At 67.3% G+C, this 4,540-nt stretch carries 4 protein-coding genes and 1 pseudogene; 2 read left to right on the forward strand and 3 right to left on the reverse strand.

Features of this window, described 5'->3' with window-relative positions:
- A pseudogene (locus VGH54_RS00905) lies at positions 1–418 on the forward strand (CoA transferase); the annotation flags it as partial.
- Positions 412–1,713, forward strand: a complete 1,302-nt coding sequence (locus tag VGH54_RS00910) for an amidohydrolase family protein (protein WP_331510060.1) — start codon at positions 412–414, stop codon at positions 1,711–1,713. The pseudogene VGH54_RS00905 and the gene VGH54_RS00910, both read left to right, overlap by 7 nt.
- A 1-nt stretch (position 1,714) precedes the next feature.
- On the opposite strand, the gene VGH54_RS00915 is transcribed toward VGH54_RS00910, so the two are convergent.
- Genes VGH54_RS00915 through VGH54_RS00925 form a run of 3 tightly spaced genes read right to left on the reverse strand, consistent with a single transcriptional unit; the run spans position 1,715 to position 4,519 of the window.
- Complete coding sequence (locus VGH54_RS00915; protein WP_414688608.1) at positions 1,715–2,203, reverse strand: hypothetical protein; 489 nt, start codon at positions 2,201–2,203, stop codon at positions 1,715–1,717.
- A gap of 27 nt (positions 2,204–2,230) precedes the next feature.
- Positions 2,231–3,391, reverse strand: a complete 1,161-nt coding sequence (locus tag VGH54_RS00920) for an acyl-CoA dehydrogenase family protein (RefSeq protein WP_331510062.1) — start codon at positions 3,389–3,391, stop codon at positions 2,231–2,233.
- A gap of 3 nt (positions 3,392–3,394) precedes the next feature.
- Positions 3,395–4,519, reverse strand: coding sequence for an acyl-CoA dehydrogenase family protein (locus VGH54_RS00925; RefSeq protein ID WP_331510063.1), 1,125 nt, complete (start codon positions 4,517–4,519; stop codon positions 3,395–3,397).
- Positions 4,520–4,540 lie beyond the last annotated feature (21 nt).

Genomic DNA, 4,540 nt, shown 5'->3' on the forward strand with positions numbered 1-4,540 from the left:
TGGATTGAACGCGGAGGATCTGACCGGCCAGGCAGGTCGAATCTGGTTGCGTATCAGTGCTTATCGTGATCAGCCCGACCGGCCGGCGTTCGGGGATGACGCGGCGGTCGCGGGCGGACTGGTCGGCGGTGGCACCGACGGTCCGGCGTTTTGCGGCGACGCGATCGCGGACCCGCTTACCGGGCTGGAGGCGTCGCGCGCGGCGGGGGAGTCGCTGCGCCGGGGTGGCGGTGAGGTGGTGGAGGTGTCGATGGCCCAGGTAGCCGCCCGGTACGCGGCCCTGACGCAGTCGCCGGGTTCCGACGTGCCGGCCGAGTCGCCCACATTACCGCCGGCTGTTCCGCCGGCGTCGCCGCTGGGGGCCGACAACGCCGCGGTCGCGCTACTCGTATCCGAGAGGCTCTGTGCACCATGCTGATTCAGCGCGCTTTGACGCTGGATGGCGCGGCAGTTCACCTCCGGGTGAGCGAATCGATCGACGAGGTCGCCGACTCCTTGATGCCGCGGCCCGGCGAGGACGTGCTGGACGCAGCGGGCGGGACCGTGCTGCCCGGTCTGCACGACCACCACGTGCACCTGTTTTCCGCGGCCGCCGCGGCGACGTCGCTAAGGGTTGGGCCGCCGCAGGTCCGCGACCGCGACGGACTGGCCGCCGCGCTGGCCGGCGCCGAAGCAGGCGACGACGGCTGGATCCGCGCCGTCGGCTACCACGACTCGGTCGCCGGACCGCTGGACCGCGACGTCCTGGACAGCGTGGCTCCGGGCGTGCCACTGCGCGTTCAGCATCGCAGCGGAGTGCTGTGGATCCTCAACTCGGCGGGTCTGGAGCGCGTTGGTCTGGCCGGGCACCCGGACGGCCGGCTGCGCAGCACCGACTCCTGGGCCGATGCGTTGGGTCGCAGCGAGACCAGCCTGGCTGACCTCAGCGAACGGCTCAGCCGTTACGGCGTCACCGGAATCACCGATGCCACACCGGATCTCGGTATCGCCGACATCGTGCGGTTGTCGGAGCTGCACCGGCACGGCGAACTGCGGCAGCGCGTGCATTGCCTGGCCCCGGGTAAGCGGATCCTGCATGACGACGACCTGGACCTCGAGCAGCTAGTCGGCTGGATCGCCGGCCGGCATCGCGACACCCACCCGGTGGCCATCCACTGCGTCACCGCCGCTCAATTGTTGGTCACCATCGCCGCGCTGCGCGAAGCCGGCTCTCGGCCGGGCGATCGCATCGAGCACGCCGCTGTGGTTCCGGCGGATTGTCTCGGCGATCTTGCCGACCTCGGGGTAACCGTGGTGACCCAACCCAATTTCGTTGCGGAGCGCGGTGATCAGTACCTCGATGAAATCCCCGCCGCCGAACACAGTCAACTCTGGCGGGTGGCGTCGCTGCTCGACGCGGGCGTGCCGGTGGCACTGTCCACCGATATGCCTTTCGGCGACGGTGACCCGTGGGTGACGATCCGCGCCGCGGTGCACCGCTCCACGCCGGCCGGAGCTGTGCTGGGCATCGATGAATGCGTCTCTGCCCGAACTGCTTTGACGATGTTTCTGGGCCGACCCGATCAGCCCACCCATCCGCGAACCCTCGACCCCGGCCAGCCGGCGGACCTGTGCGTGCTGAGCGTGCCGCCCGAAACCGCGCTCGCCGAACTGGACGCAGAGATGGTGGCCGCAACCGTCGTCGGCGGCCACATGGTCTACGCGGCAGGGTGACTCAAGAGATTTCGCCGACGAGATACCGCTGCAAGGTCGGTGCGACCGCGTCGACCAGCGTGTCGACATCCATCGACTGGATCGGCTCGACGCGCACCACGTAACGCATGATGCCCACGCCGACCACTTGTGAGGAACACAGCGCGGCGCGAAACGTGATCTGATCGGCACCGAGCGCCTTGAGCAGTGGGTCGAAGACCGGGCCGATGAACAGCCCCTGCGCGACGTCGACCGTTTTGGCCAGCCCCGCCGAGGCGATCGCACTGGCAGCGAACGGACCTCCTCCGGTGGCATCCCACGTGGTGATAAGCATGTGCAGGGTTCGTCGACCGGCTTGGTTCACCCCTCCGCGGATGACCCGGTCGATGAAGTCCGGCGTCCGGAACGGGAGCCGCAGCTTGCGTGCCACCGGGTCAAGAATCCCGCGAAACGGGATTTCGGGAGGGGCCACGCTGTCAGGATGGGCGTAGCGTGGGCAAAGTTCAAGCATAGCCCGGGCGCGTCGCAGCGCGCCGAATCAGTGCGGCAGCTCGCGGAACGGTGTGTTGCGGTACGGCTCAGGCTCTTTCGGCAGGCCCAGCACGCGTTCGCCGACGATGTTACGTTGAATTTGATCCGTACCGCCGCCGATCGAGGTGAAGTAGGCGTTCAACGTCCGGAACGTCACCGCATCACCCATGGGATTGTCCGGTCCGGTCAACATTGCTTGCGCGCCGACGATTTCGGTCTCGACGCGGGCCGTGTCGTGCAGGATTCGGGACATCGCGATCTTGCCGAGCGCCATCAGTGTGGCCGCCTCGACGCGATCGACCGCAGCCTTCGACCGTTGGGTGTTCCAACGGTTGACTGTGGCCAACGCATCGACGCGGGCGATCTGCTGACGAATGTAGGGATCCTCCAGGCGACCCGTTTCCCGCGCCAATTCGACGAGGAGATGGGCCTTCTCGTCTCGGGGTCGCTTGGCATCCTTGGCCGTGCGGGCGATGTCTGCCATGAACCGTCGCTCGTAGCCGAGCGCGGTCTGCAGCACTGACCAGCCGGCGTTCAGCTCGCCAACCAGGTTCTCGGCGGGAAGGCGAGCGTCTTCGATGAAGACCTCGTTGAACTCCGATTCGCCGGTGATCTGGTGAATCGGCCGAACCTCGACGCCGGGCTGATGCATCGGCAGCATGAAGAAGCTGATGCCCTGGTGTTTCGGCACGTCCCAGTCGGTCCTGGCCACCAGCATGCCGTAGTCGGCGGTCTTGGCGAACGACGTCCACACCTTCTGCCCGTTGATCACCCACTCGTCGCCGTCGCGCTCGGCCCGAGTGCGCAGGCCGGCCAGGTCCGACCCCGCGCCGGGCTCGCTGTAGAGCAGGCACCATTTGCTCTCGCCGCGGATCGACGGCGGAATCAGCCGTCGCCTCTGCTCGTCGGTTCCCACGTCATGCAGCGTGCAGGCGAAGAGGTTCCCACGGTCGTGACCGCAGCCATGCGCACCGACCGCAGCGAATTCCGCGGCAACGAGCCGGGATTGGGCGTCCGAAACACCGCGGCCGTAGCACTCCGGTTCCCAGCTAGGCACCGCCCATCCGGCATCGACGACGATGTGAGCCCAGGCGGCGCGATCGATGTCGGGATTCCAGTTGGCCGACAACCAATTTCGCACCTCGTCGCGCAGCTCGTCGTCAGTCACAGCTCATGCTCCGATCTGCCGTAGGTAGCGTTCCCGGTGCCACGACGGACTGCCCAGCAGCTGGGCGTCGCTTCGGGCTCGGCGCAGATACAAGTGCGCCGGATGTTCCCAGGTGAATCCGATGCCGCCGTGTACCTGGATGTTGGTCGCTGCGACGAAGACGAAGGCATCTGAGCAATACGCTTGTGCCAGAGCAAGATCCGCGATACGGGATGCTGCATGCTCGGCGAATGAGCCGGCGACGAAGCGTGCCGCCGACACGGTGGATTCGGCCTCAAGGAGCATGTCGGCGCACATGTGCTTGACGGCCTGAAAACTGCCGATCGCGCGACCGAACTGGTAACGGGTCTTGGCGTACTCGGTGGCCATGTCGACCGCGCGCCGTGCCCCGCCGGCCTGCTCGCTGACCAAGGCCAGCGCCCCGCCGTCCAGCGCCGCAGTGAATACGTCGACGCCGGCACCCGGTCGGCCGACCAAACGTGCCGGAGTATCGACGAATTGCAGACGGCATTGCTTGCGGGTCGGGTCGACCGTGGTCAGCGGTGTCACAGCCAGGCCGGGAGCACCGGCCTCGACCGCGAACACCGCGGGGCCCGCGTCGGTGGCGGCCAGCACGTACAAGAGTTCTGCCGACTGCCCGTCGAGCACGAAATGCTTGTAGCCGGTGACGTGCCAGGTGTCGCCGATTTGACCTGCGGACGTGGCTATCGTCGCCGGCAACCGGGCGGAGCCGTCTTCGGCGAAGGCTATGGTCGCGATCAGTTCACCCGCCGCGATCCGGGGCAATACCGCGCCACACTCCGCTACGTCGCCCGTCGCGGCCAGCAAGCTGGGCACCAGCACCGCGGTCGACAGGAATGGGCTGACCAGCAGCGTTCGACCCATCTCTTCCATCGCAATGGACATTTCCACCGGGCGCGCACCGGCGCCGCCATGCTCCTCGTCGATCAGCAGTCCGGTCAGACCCATCGCCGCCAATTCATGCCACACCGTGGGGTCAAGACCCTTATCGGTGGCCATCTGTGTCCGCACCTGCGCCTCGCTGGAGTGACGCGCCATGAGGTCGGCGACCGCGCTGCGTAGCGCCCGCTGTTCGTCGCTCACCAAGAATGGTGCGCCGGTAGGCATCAACTCGTCGCGGCCAGCGCG

Source organism: Mycobacterium sp., assembly GCF_036488105.1.
Taxonomy (GTDB): domain Bacteria; phylum Actinomycetota; class Actinomycetes; order Mycobacteriales; family Mycobacteriaceae; genus Mycobacterium.

Bases quoted from the DNA above. Each gene is read 5' to 3' on its own strand.
- VGH54_RS00910 (WP_331510060.1), top strand. From the start codon at position 412: ATGCTGATTCAGCGCGCTTTGACGCTGGATGGCGCGGCAGTTCACCTC.
- VGH54_RS00915 (WP_414688608.1), bottom strand. From the start codon at position 2,203: ATGCTTGAACTTTGCCCACGCTACGCCCATCCTGACAGCGTGGCCCCT.
- VGH54_RS00925 (WP_331510063.1), bottom strand. From the start codon at position 4,519: ATGCCTACCGGCGCACCATTCTTGGTGAGCGACGAACAGCGGGCGCTA.